This window comes from Massilia sp. 9I (assembly GCF_902506415.1).
Taxonomy (GTDB): domain Bacteria; phylum Pseudomonadota; class Gammaproteobacteria; order Burkholderiales; family Burkholderiaceae_D; genus Telluria.
This window is the reverse complement of record NZ_LR733275.1, coordinates 1,222,456-1,242,577: the sequence shown is the minus strand read 5'-3', so window position 1 is coordinate 1,242,577 and position 20,122 is coordinate 1,222,456. Positions and strand designations below refer to the sequence as shown.

The window sequence follows — 20,122 nt, the reverse complement described above, 5'->3', positions numbered from 1 at the left end:
TAAAACCTCGAGCAAAAACAGGGCGCCGGTCAATACTTCATGTAATCAGCCTACTCCTGTTCGCCCGATACTGTCGCGCTACCTTATAGATATTTCCACATTGTGTCGTCCGCGCGCGACAGCAAGTTACATTGCTGTTGGGAACCTCAGGTCCCGCCGGCGTAGCCGTTCTGCCGCCAGGCTTCGTAGACCACCACCGCCACGGTGTTGGACAGATTGAGGCTGCGGTTGTCCGGCATCATTGGCAGGCGGATGCGCTGGGCCGGTGGAAAGCTTTCGCGCAGGGCCGGGTCGAGGCCGCGCGACTCGGCGCCGAACACGAACACGTCCCCGGGGCGGAAACTGGCGTTCGCGAAGGGCGAGGAGCCGTGCGTGGTCAGCGCGAACATGCGCGCCGGATCCGGCTTCGCATCGAGCAAAAACGCGTCCCAGTGCTTGTGCACCTTCATGGTCGCGTAGTCGTGGTAGTCCAGGCCGGCGCGGCGCATCTTGGCATCGTCGAGCGGAAAGCCGAGCGGCTCGATCAGGTGCAGCTGCACGCCGGTGTTGGCGCACAGGCGGATGACGTTGCCGGTATTCGGCGGGATTTCTGGTTCGACCAGGACGACGTGGAACACCTTGTTCTCCTTCAGTTTCAGTGGGGCGGCGTGCGGGCGAACACGAAGTTCGTCACGCGCGCAGCGCCGGCCTTTTTCAAGACGCCGGCAATTTCATCGAGTGTATGGCCGCTGGTCATGACGTCATCGACCACGCCGACGTGCATCCCTTCCAGCGCCTGTCCATCCGCGAGGGCAAAGGCGCCGCGCACATTGCTGCGCCGCTCGCCCGGCGCGACGCCGGATTGCGCTGCCGTGTCCAGCTGCCGCAGCAGCAGGCGCGGCGCCAGGCGGATCCGGAGGCCGCTCGATAGCGGCCGGGCCAGCTCGAGCGCCTGGTTGTAGCCGCGCTCGACCAGGCGGCGCGGACCGAGCGGCACCGGGCACAGCAAATCCGGCAGGGGCAAGTCCGCGCGCGCCAGCACCGCTTCGCGCAGGCGCCGCGCCATCCAGGGCGCCAGCGCCAGCCGCGCACCGAACTTCAGCTGCAGCACCAGGCGGTCGACCGGGACGGCGTAGTCGCATGCCGCCACGGTGGCGTCAAAGGCCGGCGCGTCGGCAAGGCAGGCGCCGCAATGGCGTCCGGTGTCATGGACGCCGACCGGATTGGCGCAGCAGGGGCAGCGGGCGTGGACGTCGCGCGCATAAGCCAGCGTGCAGGCCGGGCACACCGGTTCATCCCCCGTGGCGCCGCACAGCACACAGCTGCAGGGGAGCAGGGCGCGCAACAGCGAACGCAGGGGCGAAGACAGCTGTGGCATCAGCTCGAATCCACGGGAGCATGTACACTCCGCCATTATCTCACCATCCGCATGTCCACCATGGCTTCACCGCAACCTTCCCGGATGAGCGCGCCGATCGACCAGGCCCGTGTCCGCTCCCTGTTTTCCCAGCCCGCCCGCATCCAGCCTTCCGATTTCCTGCGCCGCGAAATTGCGCAGCGCATGCACGAGCGCCTGCAGCTGGTGAAAATCGTCCCGAAACAGGTGCTCGACGCAGGCTGCGGCGAAGGCAGGGACCTGGTCTTGCTGCAAAAAACCTATCCTGCGGCCCAGATCCTGGGCATCGACGCCGCCCCCGCCATGGCCACGGTCGCCGGGGCGCCGGTCCCGGACACCCGTGCGCTGAACCGGATGCTCAGCCGTTTGCTGCCGGCCAAGGCCGGCGTCGACATCCTGTGCGGCGACTTCGGCAACCTGCCCTTCGGGACGAACTCGCTCGACCTGCTGTGGTCGAACCTGGCGCTGCACTGGCATCCGCAGCCGGACCGCGTGTTCGCCGAGTGGCGCCGGACCTTACGGGTGGATGGATTGCTGATGTTTTCCAACTTTGGACCGGACACCTTCGCCGAGTTGCGCACCGCTTTCGCCGCGCTCGACGAAACCCCGCACACCCTGCCTTTCGTCGACATGCACGATTTCGGCGACCAGCTGGTGGAGGCAGGCTTTTCGACTCCCGTCATGGACATGGAACGCATCACGGTCACCTACGACACGGTCGATGCCTTACTGACGGACGTGCGCGCCCTCGGCGGCAACCCGCTGGCCACGCGCCGGAGGGGCCTGATCGGGCGCACGGCCTGGCAGCGCGTGCTGGACGCTTTCGAAGCCCAACGCCGCCCGGACGGCAAGCTGGGCCTGACTTTCGAGGTCATCTATGGCCACGCTTTCCGCCCGGCACCGAAGACCACGGCGGCCGGAGAGGCCATCGTGCGTTTCCAACCGCGTAAGCCTCAATAACCCACAGCAACAACGCTGCCCGATTTTCCTTGAATAAAAATTACTGGTTTGATTATAATCAGTGGCTATTTTTGTCGTCTGGACGAGAAAAACGCTGAAAAAAGCAGCAATCCAGCGCGTAAATAGAAATAATTAGAATTGAATTGCAGCATCAGCAGAGCCGCCGGCGGCGGGTAGCACGAAGCTACCGATCACCGGCGTGGTGGTTCCCGCCTTTTCCGCAGCGCAATTTTCGCGGTACAGGTTTGGACCTCTCTGCGAAATATGTTTCGGAGCGGCGGCAGTTCGTTCATGGAGCTGTCGACCGTTAAAAATATTTTTATTTTGGGTGGTTGGGGACAACATGACATACGCATCGCGACTTGGGGCCTTGATGTTCGGCCTCGCAGCAACGGCCGGCATCCCAGCATGGGCGGCTCCGGAAATCACCGGCCGGCCGGTCGAACACCAGTTGAACATGCAGACCCCGGTCAACGCCCTCGGCGCTGACATCTATGGCCTGCACAACTGGATGATGATCGTCTGCCTGGTGATCTTCGTCGGCGTGTTCGGCGTCATGTTCTATTCGGTCTTCAAGCACCGCAAGTCGCTCGGCCACAAGGCCGCCACCTTCCACGAATCGACCGCCGTCGAAATCGCCTGGACCATCGTTCCCTTCCTGATCGTCATCGGCATGGCCCTGCCGGCCACCCGCGCCGTGGTCGCCCTGAAGGACACCTCGAACGCCGACATCACCATCAAGGCCACCGGCATGCAGTGGAAATGGGGCTACGACTACCTGACCGGCGAAGGCGAGGGCATTTCCTTCCTGTCGAACCTGGCCACCCCGCGCAGCCAGATCGGCCTGCCGGGCCAGGAACCCACCGAGAAGAAGGGCGAGAACTACCTGCTGGAAGTGGACAACGAAATGGTCGTCCCGGTCGGCAAGAAGATCCGCATGGTGTTCACCGCCAACGACGTGATCCACGCCTGGACCATCCCGGCCTTCGCCATCAAGCAGGATGCGATTCCCGGCTTCGTGCGCGACGGCTGGTTCAAGGCCGACAAGGTCGGCATCTACCGCGGCAACTGCGTCGAACTGTGCGGCAAGGACCACGCCTTCATGCCGATCGTGGTGCGCGTGGTGTCCGCCGAGGACTACAGCGCCTGGGTCGCCGGCGAGAAGAAGAAAATGGCCGCCCTGGCCGACGATCCGAGCAAGGTCTGGACCATCGATGAACTGAAGACCCGCGGCGAGCAGGTCTACGCCGCCAACTGCGTGGCCTGCCACCAGGCCAATGGCAAGGGCGTCCCGAACGCCTTCGCCCCGCTGGACGGCTCGCCGGTGGTGCTGGGCGCCAAGGCGCACCAGGTCGAAGTGCTGCTGAATGGCCAGGACACCCCGGCCTACCCGTCCGCGATGCCGGCCTGGAAGCAGCTCTCGGACACCGAGATCGCCGCCGTCATCACCTATACCCGCAATAACTGGTCGAACAAGGCCGCGGAAAATATCGTTCAACCGGCCGAGGTTCTGGCTGCACGTGGCAAGTAAGCCTAGCATTTAGCTTCAGGGATATCGACATGACTACCAGCACCATCGATCACGCACACGACGGCCACGCGCACGACCACGATCACGCGCACGACCATCCGCACGGCTTCCGCCGCTGGCTGTTCGCCACCAACCACAAGGACATCGGCACCCTGTACCTGTGGTTCTCGTTCATCATGCTGCTCTCGGGCGGCGTGCTGGCGCTGATGATCCGCACCGAGCTGTACCAGCCGGGCCTGCAGTTCTTCCGCCCCGAGTTCTTCAACCAGCTGACCACCATGCACGGCCTGGTGATGGTGTTCGGCGCGATCATGCCGGCCTTCGTCGGCTTCGCCAACTGGATGATCCCGCTGCAGGTGGGCGCGTCCGACATGGCCTTCGCGCGCATGAACAACTTCTCGTTCTGGCTGCTGCCGCCGGCGGCGATCCTGCTCGCGGGTTCGTTCTTCTCGCCGGGCGGCGCCACCGCGGCCGGCTGGACCCTGTACGCACCGCTGTCGACCCAGATGGGCCCTGGCATGGACATGGCGATCTTCGCCATGCACATCATGGGCGCCTCGTCGATCATGGGCTCGATTAACATCATCGTCACCATCCTGAACATGCGCGCTCCGGGCATGACCCTGATGAAGATGCCGATGTTCTGCTGGACCTGGCTGATTACCGCCTTCCTGCTGATTGCCGTGATGCCGGTGCTGGCGGGCGCGATCACCATGACCCTGACCGACCGCCACTTCGGCACCTCGTTCTTCAACGCGGCCGGCGGCGGCGATCCGGTGATGTACCAGCACATCTTCTGGTTCTTCGGCCACCCGGAGGTCTACATCATGATTCTGCCGGCCTTCGGCATCGTGTCGCAGATCATCCCGGCCTTCGCACGCAAACCCTTGTTCGGCTACGCCTCGATGGTGTACGCGACCGCGTCGATCGCGATCCTGTCCTTCATCGTCTGGGCCCACCACATGTTCACCACCGGCATGCCGGTGACCGCGCAGCTGTTCTTCATGTACGCCACCATGCTCATCTCCGTGCCGACCGGCGTGAAGGTGTTCAACTGGGTCGCGACGATGTGGAAAGGGTCGATGACGTTTGAGACGCCGATGCTGTTCGCGGTCGGCTTCATCTTCGTGTTCACCATGGGCGGCTTCACCGGCCTGATCCTGGCCGTGACCCCGATCGACATCATGGTCCACGACACCTATTACGTGGTGGCGCACTTCCACTACGTGCTGGTGGCGGGTTCGCTGTTCGCGCTGTTCGCCGGCTTCTACTACTGGGCGCCGAAGTGGACCGGCCACATGTATCCGGAAGGCCGCGGCAAGATCCACTTCTGGCTGTCGCTGATCACGTTCAACGTGACCTTCTTCCCGATGCACTTCCTGGGCCTGGCCGGCATGCCGCGCCGCTATGCGGACTACGCCACCCAGTTCACCGACTTCAACATGATCGTGTCGATCGGCGCCTTCGGTTTCGGCCTGTCGCAGGCATACTTCCTGTTCGCCGTGATCCTGCCGACCATCCGCGGCGGCAAGAAGGCGGAAGCCAAGCCGTGGGAAGGCGCGGAAGGCCTGGAGTGGACCGTGCCGAGCCCGGCGCCGTTCCACACCTTCGAAACCCCGCCGCTGGTGAAGTAATCATGGTCACGCCAGAACAGAAGAAGAGCAACCTGAAGACCGCGCTGGTGCTGGGCGCGATCGCCCTGGTCTTCTTCGTCAGCGTGTTCGTCAAGTTCACCTGGCTGAGCTGAGATGACGCCGATCAGTAGCCGCATCCGCCGCCTGAACCGCTCCACCCTGGGCAAACTGGTGGTGGTGGCGGTCATGATGTTCGGCTTCGGTTACGCATTGGTGCCGGTGTATCGCCAGATCTGCGAAGTGCTGGGCATTAACGTGCTGACGCAGAAGGGCGACTTCGTCGCGGCGCCGGTGAATTCCCAGGTCGACAAGACGCGCACCATCGTCGTCGAGCTGGATGGCAATGCCCAGGGGCCGTGGCGCTTCCGCCCGACCCAGAGCAGCATCTCGGTGCACCCGGGCGAGCTGGTCACCGTCACCTACGAGGTGGTCAACAAGCAGGGCAGGGCGATGAAGGCGCAGGCGATCCCGAGCTACGCGCCGCAGGTGGTCACGCCGCACTTCAAGAAGGTGGAGTGCTTCTGCTTCCGCGAGCAGACCCTGCAGGCGAATGAAGCGCGCCAGATGCCGGTGGTCTTCTTCATCGACCCGGCGCTGCCGCGCGAAGTGAAGAACATCACGCTGTCGTATACCTTCTTCGAGATCGGCGGCGCGGTGCAGACGGCGGCGAACGGTGCGGGGAAAGTGCAGTAAATGGAAGACCGGCCGCACCAGAGGAAAGCAAGCTTCCTGGCCACGATGAAAGCCGTGTTCTGGTCGTTCTTCGGGGTGCGCAAGCGCCGCGACTACGAGCAGGACGCCGCCAACCTGAACCCGGTGCACGTGATCATTGCCGGACTCATCGGGGCGGCGATCTTCATCGGCGTATTGCTGTTGGCGGTGCGCTTCGCGGTATCGCAGTAAAACCACGCATTTGAACACCTAGCGACACAAGAATCACCCGAAAATTCAAAGAGTATTGAGGAGATGAAAATGAGTTCGCCACAAACCGTGCCTTACTATTTCGTGCCGGGCCCATCGCGCTGGCCGATGTTCGCCGGCCTGTCGCTGCTGGTGACCATGGCCGGCGCGTCGGGCTGGGTCAACAGCGCCCCCTGGGGGCCGGCAGTGTGCCTGGCCGGCATCGCCGCTACCCTGGTGGTGCTCTACTTCTGGTTCGGCGACGCCATCGGCGAATCCGAATCGGGCATGTACGGCAAGCGCATCGACACCTCCTACCGCTGGTCGATGAGCTGGTTCATCTTCTCGGAAGTGATGTTCTTCGGCGCCTTCTTCGGCGCGCTGTTCTACGCCCGTGCCGTCACCATGCCGTGGCTGTCGGACCTCGACCACAAGGTCCTGTGGCCGGACTTCGCGCCGACCTGGGGTAACACCGGCCCGGCCGGTGTGGTCGACAGCTTCCAGACCATGGGCCCGTTCCCGATCCCGACCATCAACACCGCGCTGCTGCTGCTGTCGGGCGTGACCCTGACCATCTCGCACCACGCGCTGCGCGCCGGTCACCGCGGCAAGACCGCGTTCTGGCTCGCCGCCACCATCCTGCTGGGCGCGGTCTTCATGGGCTTCCAAGCCTATGAATACATGCACGCCTATTCGGAACTGAACCTGAAGCTGACCTCGGGCATCTACGGCTCGACCTTCTTCATGCTGACCGGCTTCCACGGCTTCCACGTGACCATGGGCGCGATCATGCTGTCGGTGGTGCTGTACCGCGTGCTCAAGGGCCACTTCACGGCCGACCACCACTTCGGCTTCGAAGGCGCGGCCTGGTACTGGCACTTCGTCGACGTCGTGTGGCTGGGCTTGTACGTGGTGGTGTACTGGCTGTAAGCTAAGCTTGGTTTCGTAGGGTGGGCGGGTTTCCCGCCCACGCGTTCAACTGACGGGTGAATGGATGCAAGGTAGCCCGCATACGATGCTTGAACGCGTGGGCGGGGATCCGCCCACCCTACGTTTATGTGGCTGTTCAGCGAATCCCGGTCGGTGCGATCCAGCCCATCTTGTAGGCGCCAAGCAGGCACAAGAAGAGCGTGATCGACAGGCCGACCCGCATCGCCAGCGCATGCACGGTGCGGTTGCTCTGCCCCTTGTCCCGCATCAGGAAGAACAGGGCCGAACCGAGGCTCGCAAGGATCAGAATAAAGGCAATGGCAACAAACAGTTTCATGGTCGGCCCGGGAAAAGTTGAGGCACCATTGTAATGCGCTTCCCCTTCCATTTTCGCCCCATTCCATTCATTGCTGCATTGGCCCTTGCCGTGTTGGGCATTGCGCTGGGTAATTGGCAGCAGGGTAGGGCAGCCCAGAAGCTGGCCGTGCAGGAAAAGCTCGCGGCCCTGGCCGCCGAAGCCCCCGTCGCGCTCGGCGCGAACATGACGCCCGCCGCTTCCCTCGAATACCGCCGCGTCAGCGTCACTGGCGAATTCGTCGCCGACTGGCCGCTGTTCCTGGCCAACCGCCCGATGGCGGGCCGTCCCGGCTACTACCTCGTGATGCCGTTTAAAATCGCCGGGTCGCACACACATGTGCTGGTGATGCGCGGCTGGCTGCCGCGCGACGCGGAATTCGGCAAGCTGCCGGCCTACGCCACCCCGAGCGGCACCGTCACCATCGAGGGCATCGTGGTGGCCTCGGCCGGACACGTGATGGACCTGGGAGCGGCTGCGCCGCTGGCGCCGAAGGCCATCGTCCAGAACATCGACCCGCAGGCGGCGGCGCAGGCCACCGGTCTGGCGCTGCAGCCCTTCTTCGTGCAGCAGACCGGGCCGGACCAGCCGGGGGCGGTCGACAACATGCTGCTGCGCGTGTGGCCTTCGCCCTCGAGCGGCATTGACAAGCACCGCGGCTACGCCTTCCAGTGGTATGCGCTGGCGGCGATGGCCGTGCTCTTTTTCGTGATAACAGGATTCCGAAGTGGATCAAAACAAGCTGATGCAGGAAAACGTGAAGCAAGCACAAGTGACGCCGGCAACTGATCCGGCCAAGGCAGGCGAAGTCAGCCGTAACCGCGGGCGCTGGAAGCTGTTCGCCGTGCTGATGGTCTGCGCGGCGCCGATCATCCTGTCCTACCTGACGTATTACGTCATCAAGCCGACCGGCCGCACCAACTACGGCGCCATCCTCGATCCGCGCACCCTGCCGATTCCGGCCATGGCGAGCACAACGCTCGACGGCCGTTCGGAAAAGCTGGAGCAGTATGCCGGCAAGTGGATCATGCTGAAGGTCGGCGGCGGCGAGTGCCTGGAAGCCTGCCAGAAGCAGCTGTTCGCGATGCGCCAGTGGCGCCTGATGCAGGGCAAGAACATGGACCGCATGGAACGCGTGTGGCTGGTCACCGACGAGCAGCCGCTCGACACCATGACCATCCGTAACTACGACGGCATGCACCTGCTGCGCGCACCGAAAGACACCGTGTACAAGTGGCTGCCGGCCGAGCAGGGCACCACGCCCGCCGACCACATCTACCTGATCGACCCGCTGGGCAACCTGATGATGCGCTTCCCCGCCAACCCGGACCCGCGCAAGGTCTACAAGGACATCGCCAAGCTCCTCAAGGCATCGGCGATCGGCTGAGGGCCGGCGCCCGCGACCAGACAAGTCTTAGAAAACAATGCAAGCTTCCTCCCTGTTGCACCTGGCCCTGATGGGCGTGCTGGTGGCCATCCTGCCGCTGTCGATGGTCTGGATGTCCTCGGACCCTAACAAGTTCCGCAAGCTGGTCTGGATCGCGGTCTTCCTCACCTTCGACCTGATCGTGTTCGGCGGCTTCACGCGCCTGACCGATTCCGGCCTGGGCTGCCCGGACTGGCCGGGCTGCTACGGCATGGCCAACCCTTTCCTGGCGCACGAGCAGATCGCAGCAGCCGAGGCCTTGATGCCGACCGGCCCGGTCACCAAGGTCAAGGCCTGGATCGAGATGATCCACCGCTACCTGGCGATGGGCATCGGCGTGATCATCATGGCCTTGCTCATCACTGCGATCGTGCAGTGGCGAAAAACGAAAGTGCAAGCCTTCAAGCCGGGCATTCCGCTGGCGCTGTTCGTCTTCGTCTGCATCCAGGGCGCTTTCGGCGCCTGGACCGTCACCCTCAAGCTGCAGCCGGTGATCGTCACCATCCACCTGCTGCTGGGCATGGGCCTGCTGGCCTTGCTCACCTGGCTCGGCGGCCGCGAGGACTACCTGATGCATTCGCCGGCGCCTGCGGGCGACGACGCCGCGCTGCGCAGCCTGCGCCGGCTGGCCATCCTGGCCGCGCTGGTCGTCACGGCGCAGATCGCGCTGGGCGGGTGGGTGAGCACTAACTACGCCACCCTGGCCTGCGATGAATTCCCGCTGTGCGACGGCCGCGTGGTGCCGGACATGGACTTCGAGCACGGCTTCCACCTGTGGCGCGAACTGGGCAAGACGGCGGCGGGCCACTACCTGCCGTTCTCGGCGCTGGTGGCCATCCATTGGGTGCACCGCAACTTCGCCATCGTCGTCGTCGCCGTGCTCGGCCTGCTGGTGTGGCGCGCCCGGCGCCATGCCTACCTGGCCAGGCATGCCCACTGGCTGGCCCTCCTGCTGTTCGTGCAACTGCTGACCGGAATCGCCACCGTCTATTTCGACTTCCCGCTAGCCATTGCCGTAATGCATAACGCCGGCGCGGCCCTGCTGGTCCTGCTGGTGACCATGTTAAACTACCGGGTGAAACAGCAGATCGACGTGAATCGCCTGAAATCCGCCGTGATATGAAGCGTGCGACCCCAGGCGTGATGTGGAATGCGGCGCTGCCGCGTTCCGAGCCAGCCAGCACCCCATTGATGACGACCCAGACAGCCCTCCACAAATCCCCGAGCCGCGTTGCCCAGTACTGGGCCCTGACCAAACCACGGGTCACGCAGCTGGCCGTGTTCTGCGCCGTGATCGGGATGTTCCTCGCCACCGACGGTTTCCCGGACTGGCAGGTGCTGGTCGCCGGCACCGCCGGCATCTGGCTGCTGGCGGGCGCCGCCTTTGCCGTGAATTGCCTGGTGGAGGCCGAGATCGACGCGCGCATGGCGCGCACGGCCCGGCGCGCCACCGCGATGGGCGAGCTCACCAGTACCCAGACGATCATTTTCTCGGCGATCATCGGCGGCCTCGGCATGTATGTGTTGTACGCCTTCGTCAATCCGCTCACCATGTGGCTGACCTTCGTCACCTTCGTCGGTTACGCCTTCATCTACACCATGCTGCTCAAGCCGGCCACGCCGCAGAACATCGTGATCGGCGGCCTGTCGGGCGCCATGCCTCCGGCCCTGGGCTGGGCTGCGGTGGCCGATGCCGTGCCGATGGAAGCCTGGCTGCTGGTGCTGATCATCTTCGTCTGGACCCCGCCGCACTTCTGGGTGCTGGCCATGTACCGCCGCGAGGACTACGCCCGCTCCGGCCTGCCGATGCTGCCGATCACCCACGGCATGCAGTACACCGGCCTGCAGGTCTGGCTCTACACCATCGCGCTGGCGGCCACCACCTTGCTGCCCTTCGCCGTCGGTATGAGCGGCCTGATCTACCTGGCCGCCGCCGTCGTGCTCAACGCCGTGTTCCTGCGCCACTCCTGGCGCGTGCACAAGAACTACAGCGACCTGGCTGCGCGTAGCGCATTCACCTGGTCCATCGTCTACCTGTCGCTGCTGTTCGCCGCACTGCTGGTCGACCACTACTTCAAGTTCTGAACCATGAAAAAAATCCTGACCGCGCTGATGCTGACCGTGGCGGTGTTGGCCGCCGGCTGCGACAAGCTGTCGACCAAGACCCCATCCTTCAACAGCACCGACATCACCGGCCTGGATTACGCCAAGGGCTTTTCGCTGACCGACCATACCGGCAAGCCGCGCACCCTGAAGGACTTCAAGGGCAAGGTGGTGGTGCTGTTCTTCGGCTATACCCAATGCCCTGACGTGTGCCCGACCACGATGGCGAAAATGGCCGCCGTGATGAAGGACCTCGGCCCCTCGGGCAAGGACGTGCAGGTGCTGTTCGTCACGCTCGACCCGGAGCGCGACACCCAGGAACTGCTGGCCGCCTACGTGCCGGCCTTCGATCCGAGCTTCATCGGCCTGCGCGGCGACCTGGAAGCCACCGCGCGCACGGCCAAGGAATTCAAGGTGTTCTACACCAAGCGTCCGAACGGCGACGACCCGAAGAACTACACGGTCGACCACATGACCGGCAGCTACGTGTTCGACCGCGAGGGTAGGGTGCGCCTGCTGGTGCGCCACGAAGCCGAACCGGGCGCCATCGCGGCCGACCTGCGTCAGTTGCTGTAAGCATCATCTGTTTTAAGTTAGCGCTTCAGGCACCTCGAGAACCGTAGCGAGCGGCCGCAATGGTGGCCGAGAAGCGCAGCTGTACGAGGAGTACAGCGAGCATCGCAGGCCGCCATTGCAACGCGCAGTAGGTTATCGAGGTTGCCCTACCACTGCTGTTATGATGGTGTGAACACCACTCGACAGGGGCCGCATGGAACAACGACCAGGCAGGAACTACACCCGCATCGCCATTGTCGTCCTGCTGACGCTTGGCTGCCTCTACGTCCTCAAGCCTTTCCTGGCCGCGATCCTGTTCGCGGCCTGCGTCGTGATCTCTTCCTGGCCCCTCTACCTGCGCCTGCAGGGCGCGATGCGCGGCCACCGCACGCTGGCGGCGCTCACCATGACGCTGTCGCTCACCCTGCTCATCATCATTCCGCTGTCGATGGTCGCCTACAACCTGGCCGACGACGTCGCCCATGGCTTCACGGATCTGCGCACCGCCATCGAACACCGCGAGCTGTTGCCGCCGCCCTGGGTGCGCGAGATCCCGCTGGTGGGCGCCTCGATCGACGCATACCTGCGCGAACTGGTCGCCAGCCGCGAGCAGATGATCGCGCTGGCGCAGCGCATGCTCGAGCCGGCGCGGCGCTACCTGCTGGCCGGCGGCCTGATGCTCGGCACCGGTGTGGTCCAGCTCAGCCTGGCGGCCTTCGTCAGCTTCTTCTTCTACCGCGACGGCAAGGCCCTGCTCGAGGTGGTCGCGGTGACCATGCGCCGCGTGATGGGCGAGGGCGCCGAGTCGGTCTCGAACACGGTCAGCCAGACGGTGCGCGGCGTGATGTACGGCCTGCTCGGCACCGCCCTGGCGCAGGCGCTGGTGGCGGCGATCGGCTTCGCCATCGCGGGCGTGCCGGCGGTGCCGCTGCTGTCGGTGCTGGTCTTCGTGTCCTCGCTGATTCCGGTGGGTCCGCCCATCATCTGGGGCGGCGCTGCCTTCTGGCTGTTCCTGCAGCACGAGACCGGCTGGGCGATCTTCATGATCATCTGGGGCACGGTATTGATCAGCGGCGTCGACAACATCGTGCGCCCGATGCTGATCAGCCGCGGCAGCAGCCTGCCCTTCCTGCTCACCCTGCTGGGCGTGCTGGGCGGCGTGATCGCCTTCGGCTTCGTCGGCATGTTCATCGGCCCGACCCTGCTGGCGGTCGGCTACTCCCTCATGACCGAGTGGACCGGCACGCCGGACCGGGTGATCCGCCAGGACAAGGAAGACCCTCACCCCTACATCTCGGGGCCGTCCTCCGATACCAAGGCGCCAGGGACGTAGCGGATGATGTCGCCGGGCTGGCAATCGAGCCGCTCGCAGATCTTCTCGAGTGTCGAAAACCGGATCCCTTTCACCTTGCCGGATTTGAGCAGGCTGAGGTTCTGTTCCGTGATGCCGACATAGGCAGCCAGCTCTTTCGATTTGATCTTGCGCTGGGCCAGCAACACGTCGAGATGCAGCACGATCGCCATCAGACGAAGCCCTCGTTTTCCTCGGCAATCCGGCGTGCCTCATGCATCAAGGAAGCGACAACGAAGAACAGCGCGCAGATCAGGAGCAGCGTCAGTTCTTCGGACGAGACTCCAACACCGAAAAAGCCCTTGGCGGTGCTGCCGAATCCATGGCGCCATACGAGGGTGCGCAGCACCGGCTCGATGATGCCCAGCGCCAGGGAGGCCAGCACGCAGCCGATGAAGGCCTTCATGTGGGCGACGGTGTCGAGCGCGAACATCCGCCCTTGGGCGCAGGCCCGGAGCATGCGGTCCAGGCGCAGCAATGCATAGCCGAGCATCAGCAGGGCCGGCAGTGCGATCAGGATGCCCGTCCAGCGCATTCCTTGCGTCAGTCCGGTCACTGCACCAGCTTCCAGGCCGCGCGGAGTGAACGATACGGAGACGCGGCCGATCTGCGCCGCCTCGGGCCAGCACCAGGACAGCAGGAAGTAGGCGAGCTGCAGCAGACCAAGCAGCGCGGCAAGCAGGCGGACGAGCCGAATGTAAGGTCTTGTTGACTTATCGTTAAACATTAATTTATTATCGTTTTATAGTAATTAATTACCCCATAACGATCAGTATAACAGGAGACATGATGCGTATTGCCTTGTTCGCAGTAACGATGATGGGCGCTGTTGCCTTGGCCGGATGCGCGCAGATGCGCGTCACCGAGCGTCACTTCATCCGGCCTGACCCGGCGGGGACGGTCATCGAGAAACGCTTTGCCGGCAAGTCCGTCACCGAACTGGCGGTGCCGACACAGGACGGCGCCCAATTGCACGGCGTCCTTGCCGAGCGCGCGCAGGCGCGCACCACCGTGCTCTACTTCGGCGGCAACATGTTCCACCTGGATCAGCATGCGGAATCGCTGCTGGGGATGCTGTCGGCCTGCGACACGAATGTGGCCGTCTTCGATTACCGCGGCTACGGACGCAGCACGGGTACGCCGGATGTCGAGAACATGAAGGCCGATGCGCTTGCCGTGTTCGATGCCTTGAATACGCGTTATCCCGGCCGCGTCGTGGTCCATGGACAGTCCCTGGGAAGCTTCATGGCCGCCTGGGTGGCGCAAGCGCGGCCAGTCCTCGGAGCGGTCCTGGAGACGACCGCAACCAGCGTGCCTGAACTGGTCAAATCGAAGGTCCCCTGGTATGCGAAGCCTTTCGTTCAGCTCGACATGCAGGCCTCCTTGGAGCAGGTCGACAACCGCATCGCCGCGCGCCGTATCGCAGGGCCGACCCTGGTCGTTGCCGCAGGCAAGGACGACACGACACCGGCATGGATGGGAAAACAGGTATTCGACGCCATCCCGCACAAGAACAAGCGCTTGCTGGTGCTCGACGAGGCCGGCCATAACAATGCCTTGCGCAGTGCGGGCGCCATCGCCTCGTATTGCAGCTTCGTGCAAGCCCTGTAAGCAGGGTTCGGCTGTTTTGCCATTTCGTCCGTTCAGTATATAATCCGTATATGGAACATATATGGAGTGTATTGTGGGTATTGTGAACATCGACGACGAAGTGCATGACCAGATCCGCAAGGCGAGCAGCGTGTCCTGCCGCTCGATCAATGCCCAGGCGGCGTTCTGGATCAAGGTCGGCATGCTGTGCGAAATGAATCCGACGCTGAGCTTCAACGAGATCGTCGCGGCTGAGCTGAAGGCGGCCGGCGTCGCGCCCGAGAAGGTAAGGGTGGCGGGAGGCGTACCCGAAGCCGTCAAGGCATCAGCCGCATGATCAAGCGCGCGGACGAGCTTGCGCTCATGGCGGAGTCGGGCCGGCTGCTGGCACAGGTGTTCGCCTTCCTGGACCGGCAAAGCCTGGTGGGCATGTCGACCATGCAGGTCAACGACCTGGTCGAACGCTACATCGTCGATGAGCTGGCGGCGCGCCCGGCCAGCAAGGGGCAATACGGCTACGCCTATGCGCTGAACGCCTCGCGCAACCAGGTGGTGTGCCACGGCGTGCCCTCGAGCACCGAGATCCTGCAAAGCGGCGACATCGTCAACCTCGACATCACGCTGGAGAAGAACGGCTACATCGCCGATTCCAGCAAGACCTACCTGGTCGGCGAGGTGGCGCCAGGCGCGAAGCGGCTGGTGAAGGTGACCTACGAGGCAATGTGGAAGGGCATCCGCGCGGTGCGCCCCGGCGCCCGGCTGGGCGACATCGGCCACGCGATCGAGCGCCACGCAAGCAGGCACGGCTATTCGATCGTCAGGGAATACTGCGGCCACGGCATCGGGCGCGAGATGCACGAGGCGCCGCAGGTGCTGCACTGGGGCCGGCCGCAGACCGGCCTGGTGCTGCGCGAAGGAATGACCTTCACCATCGAACCGATGCTCAACCAGGGACGCCGGGCAGTGCGCACCGAGGACGATGGCTGGACCGTGGTCACTGTCGACGGCCAGCTGTCGGCGCAGTTCGAGCATACGGTGGCGGTGACGCGCAGCGGCTTCCGGGTGCTGACGCTGCGGCCCGGGGAAACGATGCCGGCTTGAGTTTGGCCGGCACCGTCACGTCAAGCTCAGACCCTCGGTGGCAAGGCCTTGCGCTTGGCGCGCGCCCGGATATTAAGGCCCTCCACCACCAGCGAGAAGGCCATGGCGGCGTAGATATAGCCCTTCGGGATGTCGGCATCGAAGGCTTCCGCCGTCAGCGCCATGCCGACCATGACCAGGAAGGCCAATGCCAGCACCTTGACCGACGGATGGCGGTCGACGAAGTCGCCGATCGGCTTGGCCGCCACCAGCATCACCAGCACGGAAAAGATCACGGCCGCCACCATCACGCTGATGTGGTCCACCATCCCGACCGCCGTGATGACGGAGTCGAGCGAGAACACGATGTCGATCACGGCGATCTGGCCGATGATGCTCCAGAACAGCTTCTTGCTCGCCGCGGCTGCGGCGGCGGTGCCGGCAACATCCTGCGGCCCGGCCGCGTCCTTGGCTTCCACTTCGACGAAGATCTCGTGCGAGGCCTTATAGAGCAGGAACAGGCCGCCGAACAGCAGGACCAGGTCGCGTCCGCTGATGCCCTGGCCGGCTACATTGAAGAGATCCGCCGTCAGCCCCATCACCCAGCTCAGCGAGAACAGCAGCAGCAGGCGCGACACCATGGCGAAACCCAGGCCGAGGCGCCTCGCCTTGTCGCGCATTTCGGGCGGCAGGCGGCCGACCAGGATCGAAATGAAGATGATGTTGTCGACCCCGAGGACGATCTCGAGGGCGCTCAGCATCAGGAAGGCAATCCAGATGTTCGGGTCGGCTAGTAATTCCATGGTCGCTCCCTGTTAAAAAACACCATGGTAGCAGCGCGGGGCGCCGCGACGAGCGCGCCTGCGAGGGGCACGGGTCAGATCGAGAAACGCACCCCCCTTAGCGCCGCCGCTTCGACATCAGGATGCCGAATCCGACGCCGATCGCGATTCCCGGGCCGATGCCCAGCGCGAGATTGTTCATCGCCACGCCGATGCCGCAGCCGATCGCCACGCCGAAGCACAGGCCTGCGCCGATCCATGCGCGGTTCTTGGGATTTTCGGAAGTTGACATGTTATTTCCTTGTAGTTCATTGAAGACAGATGAGGGTCAGGTCTGACATTTCTACACGGCCTCTTCCGCAATATTGTTGAGTTCGTGTTGGAATGTTAGATCTGACCCTCATCGCTCATCGAAGGACGTCTGGACCGGATTTCTCGGTGAGACTAGGTGGGCAGGGCCGCAATGATGCGCTCGGCCAGCGCGCGCAGCTGCTCGGCGTCCGCCGCCACCGCCGCATGCGGCTTGAGCGCCGCCGCCTGTTCGCGCGGGATGATGTGGAAGTGGACGTGCGGGACCGTCTGGCCGGCCGCGCTGCCATTCAATTGGGCCACCATGATGCCCGGCGCCTCCATGGCCGCCTTGACGGCCGCCGCGATTTTCTTCGTGGTCCGGATGCACGCGGCCGCGGCCTCGTCGGACAGGTCGAACAGCTCGGCCGCCGGCTCCTTGGGCAGTACCAGCACATGCCCCTCGGCCTGCGGCATGATGTCCATGATGGCGAGCGTGAAGGCGTCTTCGTAGACCTTCACGCAGGGCAGTTCGCCGCGCAGGATCCGGGCGAAAGGATTGTGGGAATCGTAGTCCATCGGGGTTCCTTTACGCCCGTTCGTCTGTCCAGGACATCACGCTCAGCATCAGGGCCAGGAACAGCCAGAAGATGACCACGCTGATGACGCCGCCGATGAGGTAGAAAACGTTCGGAAACGCCACGCCGCTGAGCAGGGAGAAGCACTTGATGGCCGCCGTGGACAAGCTCAGGGCGAAGGCGTAGAAGGCCAGCTGGACGCGCAAGGGAAAATGAATGTTCTTCACGGATGCACCGAAACATGAACATGGAACGAAAGCCCAGCATACCATGCGCACCGGACTGAAAATGAGCACATTGTCACGGCTCAGTCAGGTGCATCCGGTGGCGCCAGCACGCTGCGCAGCCGCTCGAAGTCGATCGGCTTCGTCAGGTGGTGGTCGAAGCCGGCGTCGAAGGCGCGCTGGCGGTCCTTTTCCTGGCCCCAGCCGGTGGCCGCGATCAGGCGCATGCTGCGTCCCACCTCGGTCTCGCGCAGGCGCCGCGCCAGCTCGTAGCCGTTGATGTCGGGCAGGCCGATGTCGAGCAGGGCGACTTCCGGCGCGAATTCCTGCACCATGTCGAGCGCCGCGCTGGCGCTGTGGGCGGCGCGCACTTCGCAGCCGAACAGTTGCAGCGCCATCAGGAGCATTTCGGCGGCGTCGGCATTGTCGTCCACCACCAGGATGCGCGCCGGCGCGGGTGTCGGCGCCGCCGTCGGTTCGGGCAGCACGGCGCCGCGCAGCAGCGGCAGACGCACCGTGAAGCAGCTGCCCTTGCCTTCGCCTTCGCTGTCGGCCGCGATGCTGCCGCCATGCAGTTCGACGATGCCGCGCACCAGCGACAGCCCGATCCCGAGGCCACCGCACGCGCGCTCCAGCGCCGGCTCCAGCTGCGAGAACATGTCGAACACCGTTTGCAGTGCGTGCTGCGGCAGGCCGATGCCGTTGTCGCGCACCGCCAGCACCGCGTCGCCAGTCTCGATGCCGAGCGTGAGCCTGATGCGGCCGCCGTCCGGCGTGTACTTGGCGGCATTGGTCAGCAGGTTGACCAGCACCTGGTTGATGCGCGTCGGGTCGGCGTCGACCAGGACCGGGTGCGGCGGCAGCTCGACCTCGAGCCGATGGTGCGCCTGCTCCATCAGGCCGGCCGTGTCGCACACGGCGGCGCGGGCGAGGGCCGCCAGGTCGAGCGGTTCGCGGCGCAGTTCCATCTTGTCCTGGGTGATGCGCGAGACTTCCATCAGGTCGTCCACCAGGTGGGTCAGGTGGTGCAGCTGGCGGTCGAACACCGACAGCAGGCGCGCATGGGTGCCGCCGGCCGCCGGCAGGTGGCGCATCACTTCGAGCGCGCTGCGCAGCGGCGCCAGCGGATTGCGCAGCTCGTGCGAGAGGGTGGCCAGGAATTCGTCCTTGCGCCGGTCGGCCGCCGACAGGGCGGCGTTCAGGGCCTGCAGCTGCAGTTCGGCGCCGCGGCGCGCTTCCAGCGCCTCCTCGGCGGCGCGGCGCGCGTTGCGCAGCTCGCGCTCGTAGGACTGGCGTTCGCTGGCCATGAACAGGGCCCACTGGTCGCGCACCGCGTCGCCGATGCGCCGGCGCACGATGTTCACCAGCATCGGCAGGCGGGTGCCGTCGCGGTGGCGCAGGTCGATCTGCAGCTCCGCCACCGAGCCGCGCACCTCCAGCACCGGCACGCAGTGGGTGTGGTGGAACAGGCGCGCGCCGACCGTCATCAGGTCCTGGATGCGCACGATCCCGGCCAGTTCGCCGTGCTCGAAGCCGAGCCAGCCGCAGGCAGTGCCGTTGGCGCGCAGCAGCAGGCCGTCGGCGTCGGCCAGCAGCAGGCCGCAGGGCGCATCGTCGTACAGCGCATCGGCCTGGGTCGCTTCGCTGTCCATGCTAGTCGAGGGTCGCGGCCAGGAACGCGTCGATCGCGCGCGAGCTGGCGGTAGGCGCGCTCATGTGCGGGCAGTGCCCGATGTTGTCGATCACATGGAGCTCGCAAGAGGGCAGGTGGCGGGCCAGGTAGTCGCCGGCGCTGCGCGGCGCGATCAGGTCCTCGCTGCACTGCAGGATCAGGGCCGGCGTGGTGGATGCCGGCAGGTCGGCGCGGTGGTCGGACAGGAAGGTCACGCGTGCGAAGTGCTTGGCGATGTCGGGATCGTTGCGGCAGAAGCTGTCGGTAAGTTCGTCGCGCAGGGTGGGGCGCTCGGGCGCGCCCATGATGGCGGGCGCCAGGCTGCTCGACCAGCCGAGGTAGTTCGCTTCCATGGTCTCGAGCAGCTCGTCGATGTCGCCGCGCTCGAAGCCGCCGACGTAGCCGGCATCGTTGATGTAGCAGCTTGATGGCGCCACCATCACCTGGGCCACGAAGCGTTCGGGCGCCTTGATGGTCGCGAGCATGCCGATCATGGCGCTCACCGAGTGCCCGACCAGCACCACCGGACCGGTGGCGCAAGCGTCGAGGATCTGCAACAGGTCGTCGGCGTAACCGTGAAGAGTGCTATAGCGCTGCCGGTCGTAGTAGGAAAGGTCGGAGCGGCCGCTGCCGACCAGGTCATAGGTGATGACGCGAAACCGGTCTTCGAACGCGGGGGTCAGGTAGCGCCACATGGTCTGGTCGCAGCCGAAACCATGGGAGAACACCATGGTGGCCCCGCCGCCGCCGCTGATGTGGACGTTGTTACGGACTTGCACGGACATGAT

General features: G+C 64.6%; 28 protein-coding genes. 16 read left to right on the top strand and 12 right to left on the bottom strand.

Features of this window, described 5'->3' with window-relative positions; genetic code table 11:
• Positions 1-146: 146 nt before the first annotated feature.
• Together trmL and GV068_RS05625 are read right to left on the bottom strand one after the other, a co-directional pair.
• A complete protein-coding gene (gene trmL, locus GV068_RS05630) occupies positions 147-617 on the bottom strand; it encodes a tRNA (uridine(34)/cytosine(34)/5-carboxymethylaminomethyluridine(34)-2'-O)-methyltransferase TrmL (RefSeq protein WP_159696400.1) in 471 nt (156 codons plus the stop codon).
• 17 nt (positions 618-634) lie between these two features.
• Positions 635-1,357, bottom strand: coding sequence for a ComF family protein (locus tag GV068_RS05625; protein WP_159696399.1), 723 nt, complete (start codon positions 1,355-1,357; stop codon positions 635-637).
• A gap of 60 nt (positions 1,358-1,417) precedes the next feature.
• Between GV068_RS05625 and GV068_RS05620 the strand changes: the two genes are divergently transcribed.
• Positions 1,418-2,335 (top strand): methyltransferase domain-containing protein, encoded by a 918-nt coding sequence (locus GV068_RS05620; protein ID WP_229463778.1) that lies wholly within the window; start codon positions 1,418-1,420, stop codon positions 2,333-2,335.
• Between the two features lie 132 nt (positions 2,336-2,467).
• On the opposite strand, the gene GV068_RS05615 is transcribed toward GV068_RS05620, so the two are convergent.
• Entirely contained in the window at positions 2,468-2,680 is a 213-nt protein-coding gene (locus GV068_RS05615; RefSeq protein WP_159696398.1) for a hypothetical protein, read from the bottom strand.
• Between GV068_RS05615 and coxB the strand changes: the two genes are divergently transcribed.
• The 6 genes from coxB to GV068_RS05590 all read left to right on the top strand — a co-directional run bounded on the left by coxB (position 2,679) and on the right by GV068_RS05590 (position 7,330).
• Entirely contained in the window at positions 2,679-3,866 is a 1,188-nt protein-coding gene (gene coxB / locus GV068_RS05610) for a cytochrome c oxidase subunit II (protein WP_159696397.1), read from the top strand. The genes GV068_RS05615 and coxB overlap by 2 nt on opposite strands.
• A 29-nt stretch (positions 3,867-3,895) precedes the next feature.
• Positions 3,896-5,500 carry a cytochrome c oxidase subunit I gene (ctaD, locus tag GV068_RS05605; protein WP_159696396.1) on the top strand — a complete coding sequence of 535 codons (1,605 nt, stop codon included), beginning with the start codon at positions 3,896-3,898 and terminating at the stop codon, positions 5,498-5,500.
• A 2-nt stretch (positions 5,501-5,502) separates the two neighbouring features.
• Positions 5,503-5,613 (top strand): cytochrome oxidase small assembly protein, encoded by a 111-nt coding sequence (locus GV068_RS25120; protein WP_229463776.1) that lies wholly within the window; start codon positions 5,503-5,505, stop codon positions 5,611-5,613.
• Between the two features lies 1 nt (position 5,614).
• Positions 5,615-6,193, top strand: a complete 579-nt coding sequence (locus GV068_RS05600) for a cytochrome c oxidase assembly protein (protein WP_159696395.1) — start codon at positions 5,615-5,617, stop codon at positions 6,191-6,193.
• Positions 6,194-6,403 (top strand): DUF2970 domain-containing protein, encoded by a 210-nt coding sequence (locus GV068_RS05595; RefSeq protein WP_159696394.1) that lies wholly within the window; start codon positions 6,194-6,196, stop codon positions 6,401-6,403.
• Between the two features lie 69 nt (positions 6,404-6,472).
• Positions 6,473-7,330 (top strand): cytochrome c oxidase subunit 3, encoded by an 858-nt coding sequence (locus tag GV068_RS05590; RefSeq protein ID WP_159696393.1) that lies wholly within the window; start codon positions 6,473-6,475, stop codon positions 7,328-7,330.
• 136 nt (positions 7,331-7,466) lie between these two features.
• Here GV068_RS05590 and GV068_RS05585 read toward each other — a convergent pair whose 3' ends face one another.
• A complete protein-coding gene (locus tag GV068_RS05585; RefSeq protein WP_159696392.1) occupies positions 7,467-7,667 on the bottom strand; it encodes a twin transmembrane helix small protein in 201 nt (66 codons plus the stop codon).
• 90 nt (positions 7,668-7,757) lie between these two features.
• Between GV068_RS05585 and GV068_RS05580 the strand changes: the two genes are divergently transcribed.
• From GV068_RS05580 to GV068_RS05555, 6 genes are all read left to right on the top strand, one after another.
• A complete protein-coding gene (locus GV068_RS05580; RefSeq protein ID WP_308636955.1) occupies positions 7,758-8,474 on the top strand; it encodes an SURF1 family protein in 717 nt (238 codons plus the stop codon).
• Positions 8,443-9,072, top strand: a complete 630-nt coding sequence (locus tag GV068_RS05575; protein ID WP_373888407.1) for an SCO family protein — start codon at positions 8,443-8,445, stop codon at positions 9,070-9,072. The genes GV068_RS05580 and GV068_RS05575 overlap by 32 nt, the downstream gene beginning before the upstream one ends.
• A 37-nt stretch (positions 9,073-9,109) precedes the next feature.
• The gene (locus tag GV068_RS05570) at positions 9,110-10,234 is read left to right on the top strand and encodes a heme A synthase (RefSeq protein WP_159696390.1); all 1,125 of its coding nucleotides are present in this window, start codon (positions 9,110-9,112) and stop codon (positions 10,232-10,234) included.
• A gap of 68 nt (positions 10,235-10,302) precedes the next feature.
• The gene (gene cyoE, locus GV068_RS05565; protein ID WP_159696389.1) at positions 10,303-11,196 is read left to right on the top strand and encodes a heme o synthase; all 894 of its coding nucleotides are present in this window, start codon (positions 10,303-10,305) and stop codon (positions 11,194-11,196) included.
• Between the two features lie 3 nt (positions 11,197-11,199).
• Positions 11,200-11,790 (top strand): SCO family protein, encoded by a 591-nt coding sequence (locus GV068_RS05560; protein WP_159696388.1) that lies wholly within the window; start codon positions 11,200-11,202, stop codon positions 11,788-11,790.
• Positions 11,791-11,983: 193 nt separating this feature from the next.
• Complete coding sequence (locus GV068_RS05555; RefSeq protein ID WP_159696387.1) at positions 11,984-13,102, top strand: AI-2E family transporter; 1,119 nt, start codon at positions 11,984-11,986, stop codon at positions 13,100-13,102.
• On the opposite strand, the gene GV068_RS05550 is transcribed toward GV068_RS05555, so the two are convergent.
• Positions 13,057-13,293 (bottom strand): helix-turn-helix transcriptional regulator, encoded by a 237-nt coding sequence (locus GV068_RS05550; protein ID WP_159696386.1) that lies wholly within the window; start codon positions 13,291-13,293, stop codon positions 13,057-13,059. The genes GV068_RS05555 and GV068_RS05550 overlap by 46 nt on opposite strands.
• The gene (locus GV068_RS05545; RefSeq protein ID WP_159696385.1) at positions 13,293-13,847 is read right to left on the bottom strand and encodes a DUF2975 domain-containing protein; all 555 of its coding nucleotides are present in this window, start codon (positions 13,845-13,847) and stop codon (positions 13,293-13,295) included. Before GV068_RS05545 ends, GV068_RS05550 begins: the two co-directional genes overlap by 1 nt.
• A 59-nt stretch (positions 13,848-13,906) precedes the next feature.
• On the opposite strand from GV068_RS05545, the gene GV068_RS05540 reads away from it, so the two are divergent.
• From GV068_RS05540 to map, 3 genes are all read left to right on the top strand, one after another.
• Complete coding sequence (locus GV068_RS05540; RefSeq protein ID WP_159696384.1) at positions 13,907-14,731, top strand: alpha/beta hydrolase; 825 nt, start codon at positions 13,907-13,909, stop codon at positions 14,729-14,731.
• A gap of 73 nt (positions 14,732-14,804) precedes the next feature.
• Complete coding sequence (locus GV068_RS05535; protein ID WP_159696383.1) at positions 14,805-15,047, top strand: ParD-like family protein; 243 nt, start codon at positions 14,805-14,807, stop codon at positions 15,045-15,047.
• Positions 15,044-15,811, top strand: a complete 768-nt coding sequence (gene map / locus GV068_RS05530) for a type I methionyl aminopeptidase (protein ID WP_159696382.1) — start codon at positions 15,044-15,046, stop codon at positions 15,809-15,811. Before GV068_RS05535 ends, map begins: the two co-directional genes overlap by 4 nt.
• Before the next feature lie 26 nt (positions 15,812-15,837).
• Here map and GV068_RS05525 read toward each other — a convergent pair whose 3' ends face one another.
• The 6 genes from GV068_RS05525 to GV068_RS05505 form a co-directional block, all read right to left on the bottom strand.
• On the bottom strand, positions 15,838-16,593 hold the full coding sequence (locus GV068_RS05525; protein WP_159696381.1) for a TerC family protein: 756 nt from the start codon (positions 16,591-16,593) through the stop codon (positions 15,838-15,840).
• Between the two features lie 97 nt (positions 16,594-16,690).
• Positions 16,691-16,864, bottom strand: coding sequence for a hypothetical protein (locus tag GV068_RS24905; RefSeq protein ID WP_201303247.1), 174 nt, complete (start codon positions 16,862-16,864; stop codon positions 16,691-16,693).
• A 152-nt stretch (positions 16,865-17,016) separates the two neighbouring features.
• On the bottom strand, positions 17,017-17,439 hold the full coding sequence (locus tag GV068_RS05520; RefSeq protein WP_159696380.1) for an HIT family protein: 423 nt from the start codon (positions 17,437-17,439) through the stop codon (positions 17,017-17,019).
• A gap of 10 nt (positions 17,440-17,449) precedes the next feature.
• A complete protein-coding gene (locus GV068_RS05515) occupies positions 17,450-17,665 on the bottom strand; it encodes a hypothetical protein (protein WP_159696379.1) in 216 nt (71 codons plus the stop codon).
• An 80-nt stretch (positions 17,666-17,745) separates the two neighbouring features.
• Entirely contained in the window at positions 17,746-19,314 is a 1,569-nt protein-coding gene (locus tag GV068_RS05510) for an ATP-binding protein (RefSeq protein ID WP_159696378.1), read from the bottom strand.
• A 1-nt stretch (position 19,315) separates the two neighbouring features.
• Positions 19,316-20,119, bottom strand: coding sequence for an alpha/beta fold hydrolase (locus GV068_RS05505; protein ID WP_201303246.1), 804 nt, complete (start codon positions 20,117-20,119; stop codon positions 19,316-19,318).
• Between the last annotated feature and the right edge of the window lie 3 nt (positions 20,120-20,122).

Excerpts from the sequence above, each read along its gene's own strand:
- GV068_RS05625 (WP_159696399.1), bottom strand. The coding sequence starts at position 1,357 with ATGCCACAGCTGTCTTCGCCCCTGCGTTCGCTGTTGCGCGCCCTGCTC.
- GV068_RS05620 (WP_229463778.1), top strand. The coding sequence starts at position 1,418 with ATGGCTTCACCGCAACCTTCCCGGATGAGCGCGCCGATCGACCAGGCC.
- coxB (WP_159696397.1), top strand. The coding sequence starts at position 2,679 with ATGACATACGCATCGCGACTTGGGGCCTTGATGTTCGGCCTCGCAGCA.
- GV068_RS05615 (WP_159696398.1), bottom strand. The coding sequence starts at position 2,680 with ATGTTGTCCCCAACCACCCAAAATAAAAATATTTTTAACGGTCGACAG.
- ctaD (WP_159696396.1), top strand. The coding sequence starts at position 3,896 with ATGACTACCAGCACCATCGATCACGCACACGACGGCCACGCGCACGAC.
- GV068_RS25120 (WP_229463776.1), top strand. The coding sequence starts at position 5,503 with ATGGTCACGCCAGAACAGAAGAAGAGCAACCTGAAGACCGCGCTGGTG.
- GV068_RS05600 (WP_159696395.1), top strand. The coding sequence starts at position 5,615 with ATGACGCCGATCAGTAGCCGCATCCGCCGCCTGAACCGCTCCACCCTG.
- GV068_RS05595 (WP_159696394.1), top strand. The coding sequence starts at position 6,194 with ATGGAAGACCGGCCGCACCAGAGGAAAGCAAGCTTCCTGGCCACGATG.
- GV068_RS05590 (WP_159696393.1), top strand. The coding sequence starts at position 6,473 with ATGAGTTCGCCACAAACCGTGCCTTACTATTTCGTGCCGGGCCCATCG.
- GV068_RS05585 (WP_159696392.1), bottom strand. The coding sequence starts at position 7,667 with ATGAAACTGTTTGTTGCCATTGCCTTTATTCTGATCCTTGCGAGCCTC.
- GV068_RS05570 (WP_159696390.1), top strand. The coding sequence starts at position 9,110 with ATGCAAGCTTCCTCCCTGTTGCACCTGGCCCTGATGGGCGTGCTGGTG.
- cyoE (WP_159696389.1), top strand. The coding sequence starts at position 10,303 with ATGACGACCCAGACAGCCCTCCACAAATCCCCGAGCCGCGTTGCCCAG.
- GV068_RS05560 (WP_159696388.1), top strand. The coding sequence starts at position 11,200 with ATGAAAAAAATCCTGACCGCGCTGATGCTGACCGTGGCGGTGTTGGCC.
- GV068_RS05555 (WP_159696387.1), top strand. The coding sequence starts at position 11,984 with ATGGAACAACGACCAGGCAGGAACTACACCCGCATCGCCATTGTCGTC.
- GV068_RS05550 (WP_159696386.1), bottom strand. The coding sequence starts at position 13,293 with ATGGCGATCGTGCTGCATCTCGACGTGTTGCTGGCCCAGCGCAAGATC.
- GV068_RS05545 (WP_159696385.1), bottom strand. The coding sequence starts at position 13,847 with ATGTTTAACGATAAGTCAACAAGACCTTACATTCGGCTCGTCCGCCTG.
- GV068_RS05540 (WP_159696384.1), top strand. The coding sequence starts at position 13,907 with ATGATGCGTATTGCCTTGTTCGCAGTAACGATGATGGGCGCTGTTGCC.
- map (WP_159696382.1), top strand. The coding sequence starts at position 15,044 with ATGATCAAGCGCGCGGACGAGCTTGCGCTCATGGCGGAGTCGGGCCGG.
- GV068_RS05525 (WP_159696381.1), bottom strand. The coding sequence starts at position 16,593 with ATGGAATTACTAGCCGACCCGAACATCTGGATTGCCTTCCTGATGCTG.
- GV068_RS24905 (WP_201303247.1), bottom strand. The coding sequence starts at position 16,864 with ATGTCAACTTCCGAAAATCCCAAGAACCGCGCATGGATCGGCGCAGGC.
- GV068_RS05520 (WP_159696380.1), bottom strand. The coding sequence starts at position 17,439 with ATGGACTACGATTCCCACAATCCTTTCGCCCGGATCCTGCGCGGCGAA.
- GV068_RS05510 (WP_159696378.1), bottom strand. The coding sequence starts at position 19,314 with ATGGACAGCGAAGCGACCCAGGCCGATGCGCTGTACGACGATGCGCCC.
- GV068_RS05505 (WP_201303246.1), bottom strand. The coding sequence starts at position 20,119 with ATGTCCGTGCAAGTCCGTAACAACGTCCACATCAGCGGCGGCGGCGGG.